Origin of the sequence: Lysobacter enzymogenes, from assembly GCF_900106525.1 — a bacterium.
Lineage (GTDB): Bacteria > Pseudomonadota > Gammaproteobacteria > Xanthomonadales > Xanthomonadaceae > Lysobacter > Lysobacter enzymogenes.
Map to the genome: position 1 here is coordinate 428,221 of NZ_FNOG01000002.1, position 19,499 is coordinate 447,719.

Sequence of the window (19,499 nt, forward strand, 5' to 3'; positions counted from 1 at the left end):
CGCAGCGGCGCTGCGACTCGCAGCCATTCGCGCCATCGCCGAAAGCCCTGTAGGAGCGGCGCGAGCCGCGACCGCGGGAACGCAACTGCGACGCAGCTTTCGGCGCGAGCGGGTCGTCCGCGGTCGCGGCTTGCGCCGCTCCTGCAGGTCGATCGCGCAGCGCCTTAGCGCCGGTTCGCGCTCAGGAACTGATCGACTGGGTCAGCTCGACCCAGGTCGGGGCCTTCGGCCAGTGCGGTTCCAGGTTGCCTTCCAGCACCCGCCGCAGGTCGCGGCGGTCGATCTGCGGGGCCAGGCCCTGCACCAGTTCCAGCGCGTAGTCGCGCAGCACCCGCGCGCGCGGGATCACCGCCCAGGTGATGCACTCGGGCACCGCGTCGGGCGCGACCAGCGCCTTGAGGTCGTCGTCGCGCGAGGTCACCGCCATTTCGGCCAGCAGGCCCACGCCCAGGCCGGTGCGCACGTAGGTCTTGATCAGGTCGGCGTCGCGCGCGGTCATCGCCAGCTGCGGCTCATGGCCGCCGGCGGCGAAGGCGCGGCGCAGCGAGGATTCCGGCCGGGTCGAGGATTCGTAGCTGATCAGCGGATGCGCGGCCAGTTCGGCCAGGGTCGGTGCGCGCTCGAGCTTGGCCAGCGGATGGCCGCGTGGCACCAGCACCACCCGGCGCCAGCGGAACAATGGCACCGCCAGGCCGCCCTCGGGCGGCGCGCCGGCGGTGCTGATCACCGCCAGGTCGGCGTTGCCGTGCGACAGATGCGTCAGCACCTCGCCATCGGCCGCGGCCTGCAGGTGCACGCTGACTTGCGGGAAATCGCGCTTGACCTGGGCGATCACCGGCGGCAGCACGTAGCGCGCCTGGGTGTGGGTGGTCGACAGCACCAGGCGGCCGGCGTGCTGGCCGCGCTCGTTGGCGGCGTAGGCGCGGATGTTGGCCGCTTCCTCCAGGATCCGCCGCGCATGCGCGAGCACGCGCTCGCCGGCCGGCGCGATCGCCTCCAGGCTGCGGCCCTTGCGCACGAACAGCAGAAAGCCCAGCTCGTCCTCGAGCTGCTTGAGCTGCTTGGACAGGCCGGGCTGGGTGGCGTGGACGCGTTCGGCGGCGAGGGTGATGTTGAGGCCGGAGTCGGCGATGGCGACCAGATAACGCAGCTGGGTCAGGGTCATGGGGTGGCGATCCGGAATGAAAGTCGATGATGTGGAATGCGGAGAACGGCGCGGCGGCGACAACAGCCGGCGCCCGCGTCGCCGCGGCAGCGCGGATGCATCGCTCGCATTCGCTGGCACCTGGATTCCACGTATCTATCGCTCTATTCGGATGAAAGGATTTATAGATTAACCATCCGCCGGGCCGGCTGTCCAGTATCGGCCCCGCAACGCTACGGCTCATTACGTGACGGCATGTGCAAAGGCGCCGCCGTCATTTCCGCCGCGCCCGCCGGCGGCCGTAGGGTCGTCGCATCCTCCCCTCAACGCACGAACGCCGCCGTGACCCGCGCCTCGTCCTCCCGCGCCTCGACGCCGATGTACCCGCTGTTCGCCGACCTGCGCGGCCGCGCCGTGCTGGTGGTCGGCGGCGGCGCGGTGGCGCAGCGCAAGGCCGCGGCCCTGCTCGAAGCCGGCGCGCAGGTACGCATCGGCGCGCCGCGCTTGAACGCGGCGCTGGCGGCCTGGGCCGCCGAAGGGCGCATCGAACACCTGGCCGGCGAATTCGCCGCCGAATGGTTCGACGGCGCCTGGCTGGCGGTCGCCGCGACCGACGATGAAGCGGTCAACCGCGCCGTCGCCGCGGCCGGCGAAGCGCGCCGGGTCTGGGTCAACGTGGTCGACGATGTCGAAGGCTCGAGCTTCCACGTGCCGGCGCGGGTCGAACGCGGCCCGGTGCAGGTCGCCATCTCCAGCGGCGGCGGTGCGCCGATGCTGGCGCGGCACCTGCGCGAGCGCCTGGAAACCGAACTGGACGAATCGCTGGGCGAACTGGCCCGGCTGCTCAGCGGCGAACGCGCGCGCATCCGCCGCCACTACCCCGATCTCGGCCAGCGCCGGCGCTTTTTCGAGCGCGTGCTGGCCGGCCCGATTCCCGCGCTGCTGCGCGAAGGCCGCCGCGAAGACGCGCAGCGCGCGTTCGGCGCGGCCCTGATCGACGACAAGCCGGCCGCGCCGCCGGCAGGTTCGGTGGTGCTGGTCGGCGCCGGCCCCGGCGACGCCGGATTGATGACGCTGCGCGGCCTGCGCGCGCTCAACCAGGCCGATGTGATCCTGCACGACCGCCTGGTCAGCCGCGAAGTGCTGCAACTGGCGCGCCGCGACGCCGAGCTGATCGAAGTCGGCAAGCAGGCCGGCAACCACCACACCACCCAGGACCGCATCCACGAACTCATGCTCGAGCACGCCCGCGCCGGCAAGCGCGTGGTCCGGCTCAAGGGCGGCGATCCGTTCGTGTTCGGCCGCGGCGGCGAAGAACTGGAAGTGCTGGCGCAGGCCGGCATCGCCTTCGAAGTGGTGCCCGGCATCACCGCCGCGCTGGCCTGCGCCGCCTATGCCGGCGTGCCGCTGACCCATCGCGAGCATGCGCAGTCGCTGCGCCTGGTCACCGCGCACCTCAAGGATTCCGCCGACGATCTGGACTGGCAGGCGCTGGCGCAGGAAAAGCAGACCCTCGCCGTGTACATGGGCGTGGCCGGCCTGGACGTGCTGCGCGACAAGCTGATCGAACACGGCCGCGCCGCCAGCACCCCGTTCGCGCTGATCGAAAACGGCTCGCGCCGCGAGCAACGCGTGGTGACCGGCACCTTGGCCGAACTGGCCGAGCGCGCGCAGGGCCATCGCGTGCAATCGCCGGCGCTGCTGATCGTCGGCGAAGTCGCCGCGCTGGCGCAGCGCCTGCACTGGTTCGGCGATGCCCCGCTCACCGCTTTGCCCGAAGCCGACGCCGACGACGCGCTGGCCCAGGCCGCCTGATTCCCCATACACCCCACGCCACGGGAGCACCCACATGTCGCTGCACGAAAGCATCCTCGACACCATCGGCGACACGCCGATCGTCAAACTGCACCGCCTCGCGCCCAAGCACGTCTCGCTGTACGCCAAGGTCGAATCGTTCAATCCGGGCGGCTCGGTCAAGGACCGGCTGGCGCTGGCGATCGTGCTCGACGCCGAACAGCGCGGCGAGCTCAAGCCCGGCCAGACCATCGTGGAGGCGACCTCGGGCAATACCGGCATCGCCCTGGCGATGGTCGCCGCCGCGCGCGGCTACCCGTTCGTGGCGGTGATGACCGAGACCTTCTCGATCGAGCGACGCAAGCTGATGCGCGCCTACGGCGCCAAGGTGATCCTGACCCCGGCCGCCGAACGCGGCACCGGCATGGTGCGCAAGGCCGCCGAACTGGCCGAAAAGCACGGCTGGTTCCTCGCCCGCCAGTTCGAGAACCCGGCCAACCCGGCCTATCACCGCAACACCACCGGCCCGGAAATCCTGCGCGATTTCGCCGGCAAGCGGCTGGACTACTTCGTCTCCGGCTGGGGCACCGGCGGCACCCTCAGCGGCGCCGGGCAAGTGCTCAAGCTGGCGCGCCCGGACCTGAAGATCGTCACCTCCGAGCCGGCCGGCGCCTCGCTGCTGGGCGGCAAGGACTGGGCGCCGCACAAGATCCAGGGCTGGACGCCGGACTTCGTCCCGGCCGTGCTCGACCGCAGCATCGCCGACGAGATCCGCCCCATCGACGACGTCACCGCGCGCGACACCGCGCGCCGCCTCGCCGCCGAGGAAGGCCTGTTCGTCGGCATCTCCGCCGGCGCCACCATCGCCGCGGCGCTGGAAGTCGCGCAGGCCGCGCCGGAAGGCTCAGTGCTGCTGGCGATGCTGCCCGACACCGGCGAGCGCTATCTGTCCACGTTCCTGTTCGAAGGCGTCAACGAAGGCTCCGACGACGAGTGGCTCAAGTCCTTGGAGCAAGAGGAACCGGTCGCCGCCTGAGGCGTGGCCGGCAAGAGATTCAGTTCCACCCGGGCACCCGTAGGGCGGGGCCCGCGGCGCAAGCGGCAGGGGAAGGCGGTGGCGACCGTTCCCGGCCAAAGGCGACGCGGGCTTCGCCCTACACTTTTTTGCGGATCGCGAAGCAGTGGTGTTTTCCCGATCGCGACACGGCTACGGCCGCTACCTGTAGGAGCGGCGCGAGCCGCGACCGCGGGATTACGGCTCGCGGCGCCGGTTTCGGCGCAGTTGCGTTGTCGCAGTCGCGGCTCGCGCCGCTCCTACAGGGGCTCCGGCGAGCCGCGACGCAGCCGGTTCGCATCAGCGAACGCAACGCAATCCGGCTGATGCGGTTGCGCTCCCTGCCCGGCCGGCTACCCTGTGCGCCGGCGGCCTTCGCCGCATGGAGCCTGCATGACCCAGCCGTCCCCCTCCGACCGCGACGCCGCGCGCCTGGCCTGGGCCCGCGCCGCGACCGGCGACGAGCGCCTCGAGCTCGTCCGCGCCTCCTTCGACGCCGGCTTCCGCAGCTACTGGCGCGGCCGCGTGCACGCCGGCGCGGCGCTGCCCGAGGGCGACGCCATCGTCATGGACTCGCCGCCGGAGCTGGAGGACCCGCGCCCCTGGCTGCGCCTGCGCGACGTGCTGGACGCCGGCGGCGTGCGCGTGCCGCGGGTGTTCCAGGCCGATCCCGAACGCGGCTTCTTGCTGCTGGAAGACCTCGGCCGCGACACCTTCCTGCAGGCGGTCGAAGCCGGCCACGCTGATGCCGACGCGATGTTCGAGGCCGCCTTCGACCAACTGCTGAAGATCCAGGTCCTGCCCTGCCCCGACGACCTGCAGCCCTACGACGAAGCCTTCCTGAGCCGCGAACTGCGCCTGTTCGACGAATGGTTCCTCGGCCGCCACCTCGGCGTGGAACTGGACTGCGGCGACCTGGAACGGCTCGACCTGGCCTACCGCCGCATCCTCGACAACGTGCTGGCGCAGCGCCAGGTGTTCATCCACCGCGATTTCATGCCGCGCAATCTGATGCCGGCCGAAGGCGGGCTGGCGGTGATCGATTTCCAGGGCGCGCTGCGCGGGCCGATCGCCTACGACCCGATCAGCCTGCTCCGCGACGCCTTCGTCAGCTGGCCGGAGGATCGCGTCGAGGCGTGGCTGGCGCGCTACCACGCGCGCGCCGTCGCCGCCGGCATTCCGCTGCCCGACTACGCGCGCTTCCGCCGCGACGCCGATTTCGCCGGCCTGCAGCGCCACATCAAGATCCTCGGCCTGTTCGCGCGCCTGAACCACCGCGACGGCAAGCCCAAATACCTCGCCGATGCGCCGCGTTTCCTCGGCTATCTCGATCTGGTCCTGCCGCGCTATCCCGAGCTGCAGCCGCTGAGCGAGATCGTCGAGCGCTACGTGCGCCCGGCGCTGGCGACGCGCGCATGAAGGCGCTGATCTTTGCCGCGGGCCTTGGCGAGCGCATGCGCCCGCTGACCTTGCACACGCCCAAGCCGCTGCTGCCGGTGGGCGGCAAGCCGCTGATCGAATGGCATCTGGAAAAACTCGCCGCGCTCGGCGTGGACGAGGTCGTGGTCAACACCTCGTGGCTGGCCGAGCGGTTTCCCGCCACGCTCGGCGACGGCTCGCGCTGGGGCCTGCGCCTGCGTTTTTCCTATGAAGGCGCCGCGCCGCTGGAAACCGGCGGCGGCATGCTCAATGCGCTGGCGCTGCTGCAGGAGAACGCCGACCCGCAGGCGCCGTTCCTGGTCGCCAACGGCGATATCTGGACCGACTACGACTTCGCCCGACTGCCGCGCGAGTTCGACGCCGACGCGCACCTGCTGCTGGTCGACAATCCGCCACAGCATCCGCGCGGCGATTTCCGCCTCGACGCCGACGGCCGCGTCGGCAACGACGGCGAGGACAAGCTCACCTACGCCGGCATCGGCCTATATCGCGCCTCGCTGTTCGCCGACTGGCGCGACGCACTCGGCGATGCCGCCGGCACCGAGCTGGATCCGCCGCGTTTCAGCGTCGTCCCGCTGCTGCGCCGCGCCGCGCAGCGCGGCCGCCTGCACGGCTCGTACCACCGCGGCCGCTGGACCGACGTCGGCACGCCCGAGCGCCTGCGCGAACTGGACGCGACGTTCGTCGCCGACTGACGGCCGCCGCGGCACTGGCGCCGGCTCCGGCGCGCGACTAGCATGCGCGCCGAAAGCTTATGACCGACCAACAACACAAGAAACTCAGCAAGTTCCTCAGCCTCATCCTCCGTCACGACCCGCAGGCCATCGGCCTGACCCTGGACGCCCAAGGCTGGGCCGACGTCGACGAATTCATCGCCAAGGCCGGCGCGCACGGCAGGCTCTACAGCCGCACGCTGATCGCAGCGATCGTGCGCGACAACGACAAGCAGCGCTTCAAGCTCAGCGACGATGGCCGCCGCATCCGCGCCAACCAGGGCCATTCGATCGACATCGACCTGGCCTTGCAGCCGCTCGAACCGCCGCCCACGCTCTACCACGGCACCGCCACCCACTTCGCCGCCTCGATCCGCAAGACCGGGCTGGATAAACGTAGCCGCCAGCACGTGCACCTCTCGCTCGACCGCGACACCGCGGTCAAGGTCGGCAGCCGCCACGGCGCACCGCTGGTGCTGCACGTGCGCGCCGCCGAAATGCACGCATGCGGCTTCGCGTTCTACCGCGCCGACAACGGCGTATGGCTCACCGACGCGGTCGCGCCGGAGTTCATCGATTGGCCGGCGCAGGGGTGAGGCGATGGAGTTGCGTGCGATCCGCGCCGACATCACGACCCTGGCGGTGGACGCCATCGTCAACGCGGCCAACTCCTCGCTGCTCGGCGGCGGCGGCGTGGACGGCGCGATCCACCGCGCCGCCGGCCCCGGACTGATGGCCGAATGCCGCCTGCTCGGCGGCTGCAAGACCGGCCAGGCCAAGCTCACCGGCGGCCACAAACTGCCGGCGCGGCATGTGATCCACACCGTCGGGCCGGTGTGGCGCGGCGGCGACCACGGCGAGCCGGAGCTGTTGGCCGATTGTTATCGCAACAGTCTCGACATCGCCGCGCGTCGCGGCTTCGCGACGCTAGTGTTTCCGTGCATCAGCACCGGCATCTTCGGGTATCCGGCCGCAGCGGCCGCGCGCGTAGCGGTGGATACGGTGCGTCGGCACGCGCTCGGCGCTCAGATGCCGGAAACGGTCGTGTTTTGTTGCTTCGGCGACGCGGATCTTTCGATCTATCTGGAGCTGCTGGACCAAGTCGACTAAAAGCGCCACAGCTCCGCAACTGCGGCCTAAAGCCACGCAGCCTTCGGCTCGTCATTCCGGCGGAAGCCGGAATCCATGTTGATCTTGCTGTTGCCCTTGCTCCTCGCTCCCCCCGCCGCCCCGAACTCGCCACAGGCAATCGGAGACCCGAAGGGCGGCGCGCAGGACGCGCGCCGTGCGCCACCCAGGCCATGGATGGCCTGTGTGGCGCATCCCCGCGCAAGCGCCGAACGATAGTGGCTCTTGATCCGAAAACAAGGAAAGCGCCTTTCTTTGGTTACTTTCTTTGGCAAGACAAAGAAAGTGACCCGGCCGCTTGCGGACGGAAGCTGTTGATCTTCGCTGGTCGTCAGGCACAGCCCACGAGCGTAGACGAGGTTCGTCGCAGGTTTATTGGCGCAGTCGCGACTTGCGTCGCTCCTACAGCGGGCGTTCCGCGGATGCTTTCGTATTCGCTCGGAACAACGAGCGATGCTGCGCACATACCCCGCGCACTCAAGTCTCGTCGTCAATCGTCCGCTTCAAAAACGGCACCGTAATCCGCCGCTGCGCCGCCAACGAAGCGCGATCGAGCTTGTCGAGCAACTGCGTCAGCCCGCCAAGATCGCGATCCATGCGCTTGAGCATCCACTCCAACGCCGCCTCTTCCAACGCCAACCCGCGCCGCTGCGCGCGCTGGCGCAGGACCTGAGCGCGGCCGTCGTCGTCCAGCGGGGTCAGCACGATGCGGGTGCACTGCGACAGGCGCGAGCGCAGGTCCGGCAAGGTCAGCTTGAGCTCGTCGGGGTTCTCGCGCGCAGCGTAGATCACCGCGATGCCGGCCTGGCGCGCGCGGTTGTGGGTGTCGAACAGGGCGATCTCGTCCTCGCGCCGGCCGGCGATGGCCTCGATGCCGTCCAGCGCCAGCAGGTCGTTGGTTTCCAGCGACTGCAGCGCCTCGCGCAGGCGGCCCACCGCCGCGCTCAACGGCACATAGGCGGCGCGGCGCCCGCTCATATCGGCCTGCGCGCACGCGGCCAGCAGCAGATGGGTCTTGCCGACGCCGCCGGGGCCGACCAGATAGACCCAGTCGGCCTGGGTCGGATCGCGGTAACCGGCGGTTTCTTCGTTGTGGTGGGCCAAGGAACGCAACTGTGCGATCGCGCCCTCGGGCGCGTTCACATAGGTTTCCAAGCGCTGGTCCGGCGAATGACGCAGGGCCAGCGGCAACTGCGGAATGCTCACTGCTTGCTCTCGCGCTCCGCTGCGTCCGCGCCGGCCGGCGCCAGCGCCGGCTCCAGCGGCACGGCCGCCTGATCGCCCGCGTACAGGCGGCTATGGGTGTAACGCTCCTGAGCGTAGCGCAGCAGCACGTTGACCACCGCCGCCACCGGCAGCGCCAGCAGCATGCCGAGGAAGCCGAACAGCTGGCCGCCGGCGAGCACGGCGAAGATCACCGCCACCGGATGCAGGCCGATACGGTCGCCGACCAGCTTCGGGGTCAGCCAGTAGCTTTCCACCACCTGGCCCACGCCGAACACCGCCAGCACGCCGAGCACGTGCTTCCAGTCGCCGTACTGCACCAGCGCGGCGATCACTCCCAGGATGATGCCGCTGGCCGGGCCGAGGTAAGGCACGAAGGTCAGCAGGCCGGCGATGATGCCGATCAGGATGCCCAGGTCCAGGCCCACGCCCCACAGGCCGACGCCGTACATCACGCCCAGCGCCAGCATCACCAGGAACTGGCCGCGCAGGAACGCGCCGAGCACGTCGTTGGATTCCTTGGCCAGGCGGCTGACCGTGCTCAGGTAGGCGCGCGGAATCAGCGAGGCCACGCGCTCGACCAGCTTGTCCCAGTCGCGCAGGAAGAAGAACGTCAGCACCGGCAGCAGGGCGATGTTGGCGACCATCGCGATCAGGGCGAAGCCCGAGCGCGACAGATAGCCCAGCAAGGTCGTGGCGATGCCGCCGGCGCGCTCCCAGTTGCTGCGCACCAGTTCGATCATGTGGTTGAGGTCGAGCCAGACGCTGATCTGGAAGCCGGTGCGCTGCTCCAGCCACGGGATCGCGGTGTCGGTGAACCAGGTGCGGTAGGCCGGCAGCGACACGATCAAGGTGGTGATCTGGCGCTCGATCAGCGGCACCAGGATCAGCAGGATCAGCACCACCAGCAGCGCCATCAGCGCGAACACCAGGGTCACCGCGGTGTTGCGCGAGCGGCCGGTGCGTTCGATCCGGTCGACCAGCGGATCGCCGAGCCAACCGAGCATGGCCGCGACCACGAACGGGGTCAGCACCGGCGCCAGCACCCACAGCAACCAGCAGGCGCCCACGCCGAGCGCCGTCCATTGCAGACGGCGAAGGAACAGGGCGATGTCTTCCAGCGGGGCCCGGCCGGGCGATTGGTCGGTCATGCGGCGCTCAGTGCAGTTGGAACACGGGCGGCTGGCCTTCGAGGCCTTCCAGGCCCACGAGGGTGTCGCCGGCATCGGTCATGCGCTTGAAGCCGGGCAGGCCGGACAGCAGGTCGAGGTCGAACTCGACGCTTTCCGGAGTGGCGCGGATCGGCACGATCTTGCGCACCACCGCCAGCCCTTGCAGGTAGCCCGCCAGGCGGATGTAGTCGTCGGCGCTGCGCACGCCGGTGAAGACGATGCGGTAGGTGCCCGGGGTGCCGGACACGCTGCGCTTGGCGTAACGCTTCATCAGCGCGTCGGCCGCGCCGTCGGCGCCGCCGGCCATGACCTTGCGCGCGTCCGGGTCGGTGAGGTTCCAGCTGGCCAGCACCTTGCCGCCGTCGACGAAGGACCAATCGCCCTTCCAGCCGCCGCTCTTGACCCGGTAGAGCTTGCCGATCAGCTGCATCGGCGGGCTGTAGCGGGCCGAGGCGCGCGCCACCGCGGCGGCGTCGCCGCGCCAGATCGCGCCGGCGCTGGCCTGTTCGGCGGCGCTGCCGCTGGGCAGGCCGAGGCGGTAGCCGCGCTCGACCGCGCGGTTGAGCGCGGCGCGCGCGGCGTTGGCCTGGCCCAGGCCGACCAGGCGCGGGCCGCTGCCGTCGTCGATCGCCAGCCACAGCACCGGCTTGGGCCGCGGCTGCGGCCAGATCGGCAGGCCGAGGGTGGCGGCGAGGTTCTCGACCTTCTCCTGGTCGAAATTGACCACCAAGGTGGTCTGGAAGGTCGGCGCGCCGGTGACCTGGGACACGCCCTCGTCCTGGCGGTAGTCGTAGCCGATCGCGTAGTCCTTGGCCCGGCGCAGCTCCTGGCCGACGCCGGGACGGCCGGCCGCGGCGCGGTCGCCGGACATCTTGGCCAGCACCTGGGCCAGCGCCCGCGCCATCGCGCCGTTGCGCTCGTTCTCGCTCTGCCCGCCTACCGGCACTTCGGCCGAATAAGCGCCTTCGGCCTGGGCGCGGTCGCCCTCTACGCGTTGCGCGCTCGCGGCGAAACTCGCCAGCAGCGCCGCCGCCATTGCCCAAGTCCGGATTGCCTTACCCATCGACCAGCCCATCGCTGTCCCTATCAGTGCGTGGAGCGGGCTTCCCGCCCGCGTTGCGAGCCGCCTGGCCCGGCCGTCCGGCCGTGCGCCGGCCTGGGGCCGACTTCGGCGTTCAAGGTCGGAAATGGTGCCGCAGGTGGGCCAGGGAGTCCATTCGGGGGCTGAACGGGATGCGGCGAGCCCTGAGCGCGCAGCCGCGAGAAGCGCGCCAAAGCCAAGCAGGCCGGGGCTTTTACCCGAGCCCCGCCGCTGCGCGCTCACTTCTCGGCCCCCGCGGCCTGCTAAAATCGCCGGCTTCCCTCCGCGACCACCCCGGGGCCGCCGTGACCGCTTCCTCCTCCGACACTTCCCCCAAGCCGCTGACCTACCGCGACGCGGGCGTCGACATCGACGCCGGCAACGAGGTGGTCGAACGCATCAAGCCGCTGGTCAAGCGCAGCTTCCGTCCCGAGGTGATGGGCGGGCTGGGCGGCTTCGGCGCGCTGTTCGACCTGTCGGGCAAGTACCGCGAGCCGGTGCTGGTCTCCGGCACCGACGGCGTCGGCACCAAGCTCAAGCTGGCCCAGCAGTTGAACCGCCACGACACCATCGGCATCGACCTGGTCGGCATGTGCGTCAACGACGTGCTGGTGCAGGGCGCCGAGCCGCTGTTCTTCCTCGACTACTTCGCCACCGGCAAGCTCGACGTGGACACCACGGTCGCGGTGGTCGGCGGCATCGCCCGCGGCTGCGAACTGGCCGGCTGCGCGCTGATCGGCGGCGAAACCGCGGAAATGCCCGACATGTACCCGCCGGGCGAGTACGACCTGGCCGGCTTCACCGTCGGCGCGGTGGAGAAGTCGCAGATCCTCGACGGTTCGCGCGTGCGCAAGGGCGACGTGCTGATCGGCATCGCCTCCAGCGGCCCGCACTCCAACGGCTATTCGCTGATTCGCCGCATCTTCGACCGCGCCGGCCGTCCGGGCGACGTCGCCGTCGGCGGCGTGCGCCTGATCGACGCGCTGATGGAGCCGACCGCGCTGTACGTCAAGCCGATCCTGCAACTGCTGCGCGCGGGCGGCGGCGAGCATTCGATCCACGCCATGGCCCACATCACCGGCGGCGGCCTGACCGAGAACATCATCCGGGTCATCCCCGAAGGCCTGGGCCTGGACATCCGCACCGCCACCTGGACCCTGCCGCCGGTGTTCGACTGGCTGCAGCGCGAAGGCGCGGTGCCGCGCGAGGAGATGTGGCGCACCTTCAACTGCGGCATCGGCTTCGTGCTGGTGGTGCCGGACGAAGCCGCCGCGGCGACGCAAGCCGAGCTGACCCGCCTGGGCCTGGGCCACTGGCGCATCGGCGAAGTGGTCGGCCACAGCGGCGGCGAGCGCGTGCATATCGGCTGAGCGCGACGCGCCTGGCGACAGGAAAACGGCGGGCATGGCCCGCCGTTTTTCGTTTTGGGCCGCAGCGCCCGCGCGCGTCGAGCCCGAAGGCCGCGAGAGCTCTCAGCTCAGGCCGTAGCTCCAATAAATCAGTTCGTCCCTGATTTTCAGAGCGATCACCACGGCCGCCAACACGCCTGGAATCAACACGCCGATGGCGAGCCATCGATTGATCGGCGCACGGTGGTATCGGCCTTGCCACATAAGGAACACGACGATCGCCAAGGCGACCGCCGGAACCACGGCCAGCGCGAATGCATACACCGCCGCCACCGCGATCAACACCACCGCCGCGCCGAGCAAGGGATAGAACCCCAGGCGCTTGTTGATGCGGCTCAACAGCAACACCACTGCCGAATAGATCAGCGTCACGCTGAAGATCTTGAGCGCGGCGGCATCGTCGTCGCCGGCGAAAATATCCTGGATGGCGCAGTGCTGCCCCACCCGCAGCAAGCCGAAAAAGATCGACGGAAACAACAGGGTGATCGCCACGGTCGCCATGAGGGCGAGCCATTTGCCGGCATGAGCGGCGGGAGCCGCATCGGGCTGAGCGTTTTCCATAGGACTCCAGAACACGAGCGCCGACAGCCGGCGACAACGGTGCGGCGTGGGTTCGACAACGGCCCGCCCGGGACGTCCCGGGCGGCTCGACTACGCCAGATGGCGCTGCGTGGCTCGCTCGATGATCAGCGCATGCTCGGTGGCAAGCTCCAATATCCGCGGGGTGTCCGCGCGCAGCACCGCGATCGCGTGCAGCTCTTCGCTGTAATGCTGGCCGAGCAGGAGCAGTTCGTAGCCGCCGTTGTCTCCGGCGCGGCCGATCAGCTGCCGATCCAGCCAGGCGAAATACTCGTCCGGCAGGAAATAGCGGCCGTCTTCATGCATCGGAAAGTCCGGCAGCGGGTCGGCGAAGAAATCGCTGATCAGCTCATGCACCTCGTCGATCTTGTCGCCGACTGCGGTGAAGTCGACGAGCTGGAAGACGATCGCGGTCTGCATCAGTTCTTCGGTCGAAGGCTCGTCCAGCCAGGCCAGATCCGGATCGTCCGCCGCGCCTTCGATGGCGTCGACGGTCGATTCGAGTTGCTCGGGCTCGAGTTCGTGGGCCGTCAACAAGTCGATGAGTTCTTTCAGCATTGCGGTTCCTTCGCGATGGTGGTCGGGCCATTACAGCATGTCGCGCGGCGCGGTTCTTTCCCCCAGCGCAATCGGCGTCCCGAGCGTAGGGGCGCATTGTCCGTGCCGAGCGAAGGACGCAAGTCCGCCGCAGTTGCGCCAGCCTGCCGCGGCTTATGCAACGCCTGCAGGAGCGGCCGGTGCGGCGAAGACAACCGCGCGGCGCGGGCTCTACGGCCTATTCCCTTCCCCACTGCGCTCCGGTAGCGTGCCGGCTTGGTCAATGGAAGTACACCGCATGCCCGCCGCGCAAGGACGCATGAGCCCCCCCAAGAAAGCCGCACTGGCCTTCGTCCTGACCGTCTTCGCGATCACCTGGATCGCGCCCAAGAGCCCGTTCGAACAGGCCATGCACAGCGTGCTGACCGTGGTCGGGCTGCTGTGGCTGTGGCGGCACGACCGCCGCTGGCCGATGCGCGATGCGCACTTCCTCGCCATCTGCGGCTTCATGACCCTGCATTGCATCGCCGCGCGCTGGCTGTATTCCTACGTGCCCTACGACCAGTGGATCCAGTGGCTCACCGGCGGCTGGTCGCTGGACCGCGCGCTGGGCTTCCAGCGCAACCATTTCGACCGGCTGATCCATTTCCTCTACGGCGCCTGCTTCGCCCCGCCGTTGCGCGAGTACTTCCGTCAGCGCTGGCCGGCGCTCGGCGCGGGCCAGGCGTTCGTGCTGGCGGTGGCCGCGATCATGTGCACCAGCCTGATCTACGAGTGGTTCGAGTGGGCCATCGCCCTGACCATGTCGCCGCAGGATGCGGAGTCGTACAACGGCCAGCAGGGCGACGTGTGGGATGCGCACACGGACATGTTTCTTGCGACACTAGGATCGCTGGCGGCGTGGCCGCGCAAGCGCGCCGCCGGCTGAGCCGCCCCGCCCCATCGAAGGAACCGCACCATGAGCGAGCCGCTGCCGTCCGCCGCGCCGAGCGCGCCGCCGCCGTCGAAAGACGCCGCCAACCTCGACCTGATCGGGATCTTCTACTACGTGGTCGCGGCGATCGCCGCGCTGTTCTCGCTGTTCCCATTGATCCACGTGGGCATGGGCGTGGCGATGCTGTCCGGCGCATTCGACCAGCCCGGCCACGGCACCCCGCCGCCGCCGGCGGTGGGCTGGCTGTTCATCGTCATGGGCTCGGCCTTCATCCTGTGCGGCCTGGCCTTCGCCGCGCTGCTGGCCGTCGGCGGCCGGCGCATCCGCCAGCGCCGCGGCCACACCTTCTGCATCGTCGTCGCCGGCCTGAGCTGCATGTTCATGCCGTTCGGCACCGTGCTGGGGGTGTTGGCGCTGGTGCTGCTGGTCAAGCCGGAAGTCAAAGCCCTGTTCGCCGCGAACTGATCCGCGACGAATCGAAACGCGCGCGCGAGCGCATCCACTCAAGGACCGAGCCATGTCGAATCCCGCCCCCGCCGTCTCCGCCTTCAGCGCCGAAGACGAGTCGCACCTGAAGCTGCTGTCGATCTTCTACTACGTGCTCGCCGCGCTCGGCGCGCTGACCTTGCTGATGGTGGCCGGACTGGGCGCACTGGTGTTCGGCATGGTCGGCCGCGACGGCCACGGCAGCGCCGCGTTCGACGGCGGCGACATCGCCGTGCTCACCGTGGTCCTGCTGCTCTCGGCCGCGCTCAGCCTGGCCGGCGCCGTGCTGCAGTTCCTGACCGCCCAACGCCTGCGCCAGCGGCGCAGCCGCGGCCTGTGCCAGTTCACCGCGGCGATCACCTGCCTGTCGTTCCCGCTCGGCACCGCGCTGGGCGTGTTCACCTTCATCGTGCTGGCGCGGCCGCAGGTGCGGGCGGCGTTCGCCGACTGAGCGCGCGGCGCGGGCGCGGCTGAGGAGGCCGGCCCGCGGCGGGCGGCGCCCGCCAGGCCGGGCCACTAGACAGGTCCACCCGCCTGTCCCCGCGGTGTCATCACCGGGTTGCGCCCGGTGCCCAAGCTGGAGGCCTGTTCCGCAGCGCCTCCGGTTTCCATGAACTACCGTCTCGCCCTGTTCGATATCGCCGGCACTACCGTGTCGGATCCGGGCTTCGTCGCCGAAGCCTTCGTCGGCGCGATGACCGCCGCCGGCCATCCCATTGAGGCGGAAACCTGCCGCGCGCTGATGGGCTACCGCAAGCCCGAGGCGATCGCGCGCCTGCTCGGCGAGGCGGCGACGCCGGCCAAGATCGAAGCGATCCACGACGACTTCGTCGCGCGCATGCTGCGCTGCTATCGCGAACGCCCCGGGGTGGCGCCGCTGCCGGGCGCGGAGTCGACCTTCGCCCTGCTGCGCGCGCACGGCATCAAGGTCGCGCTCAACACCGGGTTCTCGCGCGATATCGCCGAAGCCATCGTGACGCGCCTGGGCTGGAGCGGCCGCATCGATGCGCTGATCGCCAGCGACGAAGTGCCCTCGGGCCGGCCCGCGCCGTACATGGCCCAGGCGCTGCTGCGCCGGTTCGGCATCGACGACGCGCGCGCGCTGGTCAAGATCGGCGACACCGAAGTCGACATCGGCGAAGGCCGCAACGCCGGCGCCGGCCTGGTGGTGGCGATCACCACCGGCGCGTTCCGCCGCGACGAACTGGAACCCTACGCGCCCGACGCCATCGTCGATTCGCTGTTCGAGCTGCCGGCGCTGCTCGGCATCGACGCCAGCGCCCGCGACGACGCCGCATGAACGCGCCGGTGTCCGCCGCGACCCTGCGCTCCTGGCGGGTCACCCTGCTCGCCGGCGGCGCGGCGCTGATGGCGTACGCCAGCATGTACGCGTTCCGCAAGCCGTTCGCCGCGGCCTCGTTCCACGGCCAGCAGTGGCTGGACGTGGACTACAAGGTCTGGCTGGTGGTCGCACAGATCCTGGGCTACATGTGCAGCAAGTTCATCGGCATCGGCGTGATCGGCGGGCTGCGCCGCGAGCGCCGCGCGCCGCTGATGCTGCTGCTGATCGGCAGCGCCTGGCTGGCCCTGCTCGGCTTCGCGCTGGTGCCGGCGCCGTGGAATATCGGTTTCCTGTTCCTCAACGGCCTGCCGCTGGGTATGGTCTGGGGTCTGGTGTTCAGCTATCTGGAAGGCCGCCGCACCACCGAGGCGATGGGCGCGATCCTGGCGTCGAGCTTCATCATGGCCTCGGGTATCGTCAAAAGCGTCGGCAAGTGGCTGCTGCTGGCGGGCGTGGACGAATTTTGGATGCCGTTCCTCACCGGCCTGTTGTTCGTGCCGCCGCTGCTGATCGCGCTGCGCCTGCTCGAGCGCGTGCCCGAGCCCGACGCCGCCGACCGCGCCGCGCGCAGCGAGCGATTGCCGATGAACCGCGCCGAGCGGCTCGCGTTCGTGCGCCGGTTCCTGCCGGGGCTGGCGCTGATGATCGGCTGCTATGTGGCGCTGACCGTGGTGCGGGATTTTCGCGACAACTTCGAGGCGGAGCTGTTCGCGGATCTGGGGTATGGCAACAACGCCGGCGTGTTCGCGTTGATCGAGACGCCTGTCGCTTTGGCTGTTCTCGCGTTGACCGCGGGCCTTACGTGGTTCCGCGACAACCTGCGCGGCCTGATGGCGCTGCATGGGCTGATGTTCGCCGGCCTGCTGACCGCCGGCTTCGCCACCCTCGCCTTCCGCGCCGGCGCGCTGCCGCCGCTGTGGTGGCTGGCGCTGGTCGGCTTCGGCCTGTACCTGGCCTATGTGCCATTCAACTGCGTGTTCTACGAGCGCCTGATCGCGACCTTCCGCGTCGCCGGCAACGTCGGCTTCCTGATGTACCTGTCCGACGCGTTCGGCTACCTGGGCAGCGTCGCGGTGCTGCTGGCCAAGGAGTTCTCCGGCGTGCAGCTGTCGTGGACCCAGTTCTTCGCCCAGATCGTGCTCGTGCTGAGCACGCTCGGCGGCGCCTGCCTGCTGGCTTCGGCCGTTTATTTCCATCACCGCGCCAGCCGCCGCGTGCAAGCGCCGGCGTTGGCGCCCGTTTGACTGGTTCGAACCCACATGAAAACCGAATCCGCTTTAGTCGTCGGCGCCGGCATCGTCGGCCTGGCCATCGCCCGCGCGCTCGCCGCGCGCGGCTACCGCGTCACCGTGCTGGAACGCTACGAGCGCGCGGTCGGCGCCTCGGTGCGCAACTTCGGCATGATCTGGCCGATCGGCGTCACCAACGGCGCCGCCTACGAGCGCGCGCTGCGCTCGCGCGCGATCTGGCAGGAAGTGATCGACGGCGCCAAGCTGTGGCACGACCCCTGCGGTTCGCTGCACGTGGCCTATGCGCAGGACGAGCTCGAGGTGCTGGCGCAGTACGCGCAGGCCAACCGTGCGCTGCGTCCGTGTTCGCTGCTCGGCCGCGACGAGGCGCTGGCGAAATCGCCGGCGCTGGTCGCCGAGGGCCTGCGCGGCGCGCTGTTCAACCGCGACGAGATGCTGGTCGATCCGCGTGAGGCGCTGGCCGCGCTGCCGCGCTATCTGCACGAACGCTACGGCGTCGAGTTCCATTGGCGCACGCCGGTCACCGCGGTGGAAACCGGCCGCGTCCATTCCGGCACCCGCCGCTTCGAAGCCGACCGCGTGTTCGTATGCAGCGGCCCGGAGTTCGAACAACTGTTCCCGCAGCTCTATGCCGCCGCGCCCTTGACCCGCTGCAAGCTGCAGATGCTGCGCCTGGCGCCGCCGGCCGACGGCCTGCGCCTGGGCGCGGCGCTGTGCGGCGGCCTGTCGCTGGTGCACTACGCCGGCTTCCAGCAGGCCGCCGACGTGGCGCCGCTGCGCGCGCGCTACCAGGCCCAATACGGCGAGCTGATCGAGTTGGGCATCCACGTGATGGCCGCGCAGAACGGCCGCGGCGAGATCACCGTCGGCGATTCGCACGCCTACGCCCACACCCACGACCCGTTCGACGAGCAGGCGATCAACGCCCGCGTGCTCGATTATCTGGGCGGCTTCCTGCGCCTGGGCGAGCCGCGCCCGATCCAGACCTGGCACGGCATCTATCCCAAGCTCACCGACGGCAGCAGCGAGTTCGTCGCCGAACCGCTGCCGGGCGTGACCATCGTCAATGCGGTCGGCGGCGGCGGGCTGGGCATGACCTTGAGCTTCGGCCTGGCCGAGGAGATCGTCGACGGCCGCTACGGCGCCGTGCGCCGCGCCGCCTGAGCGCGGCGCAGTCCCTGCGCGGGCTATGGCGGCCTGACCCGCCATAGCCCGCGTCGTCCGGTTCGCTGGCTCCCCCTTCGAACCGGCCGCTACCCGCCAGCGGGCGCATCGCGCGCCGGCGCCGACCGTGCCGGCGCGTCCTTGGCCGGAACGGGACGGGCGGCACCTCCATGTGCCTGTGTCTCCACCGTCGCCGCTGCATTCCACCCGTGCGGCCCGCGCGGCGCGTGCGGCTCGCGGCGGGCCTCGGAACGACGAGGCGACGGCGTTCATTTAGCGCTGCGGCGGCGCGCGTGACGAGGCTCAAGCCGGGATCGAACCGGGACGCGGCGGGAAGATTTCGCCGCATGCGCGCGCTCGCACGCGGCCAGTCGCGAACCCGGTCACGCCGGCAGCGTGAATCGCGACAGATTCGCCTGGAAATCGTCCCCTTTTGTGCCCGCTATTTGCTTGGACGCCGCCGCGGGCGGCTCCTAGGCTGACTGCGTCGCGCTCCCCGCGATGCAGCCAGGAGAATCACCGATGCGCACGCTGTTCAACGGATTGAGCTTCACCGCCACCACCGCCAAGACGCTGCTGCTCGCCGCCGCCCTGACCGCCGGCAGCGCCCAGGCCCACCAGACCAACCCGCAGTGCTACGCCGACGGCGTGCAGGTCCGCCCGGTCGGCAAGTTCGCTTTCAGCTCCAAGCAGGTCGCCGATTTCCATGCCGAGCTGCTGCGCCGGCCGCCCGATTCGTGTCCGGCCGGTGCCGGCGGGGTCCAGACCAAGTCCTGCGGCCAGGTCGATCACTGGCACGTGGCCCGGATCATGTCGGCGGAGTACTGCGCCCAGTTGCAGGGCGCCAAAGACGGCGCCAAGGACAGCCGCCTGATTCCGGTCGCCGAAGTGACCGCGCCGCCGAGCTATCTCTCGCCGGAGCACCACTCGCGCTACACCTACAAGGCCGCCAATCCCAACACCATCGTGCTGCAGGGCATGTGCGTGGTCTGCTTCACCATCGAGGCGCCGCCGAAGTAACGGCGCCGGCCGCACCCGCCGCCCACAC

At 70.0% G+C, this 19,499-nt stretch carries 20 protein-coding genes; 14 read left to right on the top strand and 6 right to left on the bottom strand.

Annotated elements, in window-relative coordinates; translation table 11 throughout:
- Positions 1 to 181 precede the first annotated feature (181 nt).
- On the bottom strand, positions 182 to 1,165 hold the full coding sequence (locus BLU84_RS06120) for a LysR family transcriptional regulator (protein ID WP_074864058.1): 984 nt from the start codon (positions 1,163 to 1,165) through the stop codon (positions 182 to 184).
- Positions 1,166 to 1,522: 357 nt separating this feature from the next.
- On the opposite strand from BLU84_RS06120, the gene cysG reads away from it, so the two are divergent.
- The 6 genes from cysG (at position 1,523) to BLU84_RS06150 (ending at position 7,255) form a co-directional block, all read left to right on the top strand.
- The gene (gene cysG / locus BLU84_RS06125) at positions 1,523 to 2,959 is read left to right on the top strand and encodes a siroheme synthase CysG (protein WP_074864695.1); all 1,437 of its coding nucleotides are present in this window, start codon (positions 1,523 to 1,525) and stop codon (positions 2,957 to 2,959) included.
- Positions 2,960 to 2,993: 34 nt separating this feature from the next.
- Positions 2,994 to 3,974: a cysteine synthase A gene (cysK, locus tag BLU84_RS06130; RefSeq protein ID WP_074864061.1), complete on the top strand. Its 981-nt coding sequence runs from the start codon at positions 2,994 to 2,996 to the stop codon at positions 3,972 to 3,974.
- A 411-nt stretch (positions 3,975 to 4,385) separates the two neighbouring features.
- Complete coding sequence (locus BLU84_RS06135; RefSeq protein ID WP_074864063.1) at positions 4,386 to 5,411, top strand: aminoglycoside phosphotransferase family protein; 1,026 nt, start codon at positions 4,386 to 4,388, stop codon at positions 5,409 to 5,411.
- A complete protein-coding gene (gene murU, locus BLU84_RS06140) occupies positions 5,408 to 6,127 on the top strand; it encodes an N-acetylmuramate alpha-1-phosphate uridylyltransferase MurU (RefSeq protein ID WP_074864065.1) in 720 nt (239 codons plus the stop codon). Before BLU84_RS06135 ends, murU begins: the two co-directional genes overlap by 4 nt.
- Positions 6,128 to 6,186: 59 nt before the next feature.
- Positions 6,187 to 6,741: an RNA 2'-phosphotransferase gene (locus BLU84_RS06145; protein ID WP_074864069.1), complete on the top strand. Its 555-nt coding sequence runs from the start codon at positions 6,187 to 6,189 to the stop codon at positions 6,739 to 6,741.
- Positions 6,742 to 6,745: 4 nt separating this feature from the next.
- Entirely contained in the window at positions 6,746 to 7,255 is a 510-nt protein-coding gene (locus BLU84_RS06150) for an O-acetyl-ADP-ribose deacetylase (RefSeq protein WP_074864071.1), read from the top strand.
- 495 nt (positions 7,256 to 7,750) lie between these two features.
- Here BLU84_RS06150 and hda read toward each other — a convergent pair whose 3' ends face one another.
- Genes hda through BLU84_RS06165 form a run of 3 tightly spaced genes read right to left on the bottom strand, consistent with a single transcriptional unit; the run spans position 7,751 to position 10,744 of the window.
- On the bottom strand, positions 7,751 to 8,479 hold the full coding sequence (gene hda, locus BLU84_RS06155) for a DnaA regulatory inactivator Hda (RefSeq protein WP_074864072.1): 729 nt from the start codon (positions 8,477 to 8,479) through the stop codon (positions 7,751 to 7,753).
- Positions 8,476 to 9,648, bottom strand: a complete 1,173-nt coding sequence (locus BLU84_RS06160) for an AI-2E family transporter (RefSeq protein WP_074864074.1) — start codon at positions 9,646 to 9,648, stop codon at positions 8,476 to 8,478. Before BLU84_RS06160 ends, hda begins: the two co-directional genes overlap by 4 nt.
- A gap of 7 nt (positions 9,649 to 9,655) precedes the next feature.
- Positions 9,656 to 10,744 carry a DUF2066 domain-containing protein gene (locus BLU84_RS06165; protein ID WP_083382362.1) on the bottom strand — a complete coding sequence of 363 codons (1,089 nt, stop codon included), beginning with the start codon at positions 10,742 to 10,744 and terminating at the stop codon, positions 9,656 to 9,658.
- 311 nt (positions 10,745 to 11,055) lie between these two features.
- Here BLU84_RS06165 and purM point away from each other — a divergent pair, with 311 nt between their 5' ends.
- Positions 11,056 to 12,120 (top strand): phosphoribosylformylglycinamidine cyclo-ligase, encoded by a 1,065-nt coding sequence (purM, locus tag BLU84_RS06170; protein WP_233431083.1) that lies wholly within the window; start codon positions 11,056 to 11,058, stop codon positions 12,118 to 12,120.
- Positions 12,121 to 12,222: 102 nt separating this feature from the next.
- Here the strand turns inward: purM and BLU84_RS06175 are convergent, their stop codons facing one another.
- Positions 12,223 to 12,720, bottom strand: a complete 498-nt coding sequence (locus BLU84_RS06175) for a hypothetical protein (protein ID WP_139174714.1) — start codon at positions 12,718 to 12,720, stop codon at positions 12,223 to 12,225.
- A gap of 90 nt (positions 12,721 to 12,810) precedes the next feature.
- On the bottom strand, positions 12,811 to 13,296 hold the full coding sequence (locus BLU84_RS06180; RefSeq protein WP_074864079.1) for a hypothetical protein: 486 nt from the start codon (positions 13,294 to 13,296) through the stop codon (positions 12,811 to 12,813).
- A 298-nt stretch (positions 13,297 to 13,594) separates the two neighbouring features.
- Here BLU84_RS06180 and BLU84_RS06185 point away from each other — a divergent pair, with 298 nt between their 5' ends.
- From BLU84_RS06185 to BLU84_RS06215, 7 genes are all read left to right on the top strand, one after another.
- Positions 13,595 to 14,203: a DUF2238 domain-containing protein gene (locus BLU84_RS06185; protein WP_074864705.1), complete on the top strand. Its 609-nt coding sequence runs from the start codon at positions 13,595 to 13,597 to the stop codon at positions 14,201 to 14,203.
- A 30-nt stretch (positions 14,204 to 14,233) separates the two neighbouring features.
- The gene (locus tag BLU84_RS06190) at positions 14,234 to 14,674 is read left to right on the top strand and encodes a hypothetical protein (protein ID WP_074864081.1); all 441 of its coding nucleotides are present in this window, start codon (positions 14,234 to 14,236) and stop codon (positions 14,672 to 14,674) included.
- 52 nt (positions 14,675 to 14,726) lie between these two features.
- The gene (locus tag BLU84_RS06195) at positions 14,727 to 15,146 is read left to right on the top strand and encodes a hypothetical protein (protein WP_074864083.1); all 420 of its coding nucleotides are present in this window, start codon (positions 14,727 to 14,729) and stop codon (positions 15,144 to 15,146) included.
- 159 nt (positions 15,147 to 15,305) lie between these two features.
- Entirely contained in the window at positions 15,306 to 15,995 is a 690-nt protein-coding gene (locus BLU84_RS06200) for an HAD family hydrolase (RefSeq protein WP_074864084.1), read from the top strand.
- A complete protein-coding gene (locus BLU84_RS06205) occupies positions 15,992 to 17,281 on the top strand; it encodes a DUF5690 family protein (RefSeq protein WP_074864086.1) in 1,290 nt (429 codons plus the stop codon). The genes BLU84_RS06200 and BLU84_RS06205 overlap by 4 nt, the downstream gene beginning before the upstream one ends.
- Positions 17,282 to 17,296: 15 nt before the next feature.
- Positions 17,297 to 18,451: a TIGR03364 family FAD-dependent oxidoreductase gene (locus BLU84_RS06210; RefSeq protein ID WP_074864089.1), complete on the top strand. Its 1,155-nt coding sequence runs from the start codon at positions 17,297 to 17,299 to the stop codon at positions 18,449 to 18,451.
- Between the two features lie 522 nt (positions 18,452 to 18,973).
- Entirely contained in the window at positions 18,974 to 19,471 is a 498-nt protein-coding gene (locus BLU84_RS06215) for a hypothetical protein (protein ID WP_074864091.1), read from the top strand.
- Positions 19,472 to 19,499: the final 28 nt, after the last annotated feature.